The sequence below is a fragment of the Cupriavidus sp. SK-4 genome (assembly GCF_000611125.1).
Lineage (GTDB): Bacteria > Pseudomonadota > Gammaproteobacteria > Burkholderiales > Burkholderiaceae > Cupriavidus > Cupriavidus necator.
Genome location: NZ_JFJW01000205.1, coordinates 1 through 1,033 on the forward strand (window position 1 = coordinate 1; position 1,033 = coordinate 1,033).

General features: G+C 56.1%; 2 pseudogenes. One reads left to right on the top strand and one right to left on the bottom strand.

Annotated features, from left to right (window positions below):
• Window positions 1–139: pseudogene (locus CF68_RS36845) on the bottom strand (transposase); the annotation flags it as partial.
• 54 nt (window positions 140–193) lie between these two features.
• On the opposite strand from CF68_RS36845, the pseudogene CF68_RS34435 reads away from it, so the two are divergent.
• A pseudogene (locus tag CF68_RS34435) lies at window positions 194–1,033 on the top strand (RNA-guided endonuclease InsQ/TnpB family protein); the annotation flags it as partial.

Consider the following 1,033-nt stretch of genomic DNA (forward strand, 5'->3'; position numbering starts at 1 on the left):
CTTTCAAGCTGTTTACCAGTGCGGACACCGCGACCTTTGGCGGGTAGTTCACAAGAAGGTGAACGTGATCGTCCTCCCCATCGAACTCCACCAGTTCAGCTTCGAAATCTGCGCAAACGCCGGTAAATATGTCGCGCAGGTCCTCTGCCGAATGTCATTGTCGTCGCTCATAGGCCAAGAGTATGATTGGGCCATGCAGCGTCTTCAAGCCTTCAAATACGAATTGATGCCGAACGGCGAGCAGCAGCGCAACATGCGCCGTTATGCCGGATCGTGCCGGTTCGTCTATAACAAGGCGCTGGCGTTGCAGAAACAGCGTTACGATCAAGGCGAAAAGAAGCTCAGCTATGCCGGTCTGTGTAAGCAACTCACGGAGTGGCGCAACAGCACGGAAACAGCATGGCTGGCCGATGCACCAGTCCATCCTCTTCAACAGACGCTCAAGGACTTGGAGCGGGCCTACACAAATTTCTTCGCAAAACGGGCCGACTTCCCGCGTTTCAAGAAGAAGGGTCTGGGCGACAGTTTCCGCTATCCCGACCAGAAGCAAATCAAGCTTGATTAGACCAACTCGCGTATCTTTTTGCCCAAGCTGGGCTGGCTGCGATACAGGAACAGCCGCGACGTACTCGGTGAGGTACGCAATGCCTGCGTCAGTCTTTCGGGCGGCAAGTGGTTTGTTTCGATCCAGACTGAGCGGAAGGTCGAGCGACCTGTGCCGAAAGCCACCAGCGCCATCGGCATCGACATGGGCATCGCTCGCTTTGCCACCATGAGCGATGGCACTTTCCTCGCGCCGCTCAACAGCTTTAGGAAGCACGAAGCCAGACTGCGCCGTGCGCAGCGGGCGATGAGCCGCAAGACGAAATTCAGCAACAACTGGAAGAAGTCCAAGGCCCGAATCCAGCGTATCCACGCACGCATCGGTAACGCCCGCCTCGACTACCTGCACAAAGCCACGACCACGATCAGCGAAAATCAAGCGATGGTGTGTATCGAGGACCTGAAGGTACGGAACATGTCCAAGTCAGCG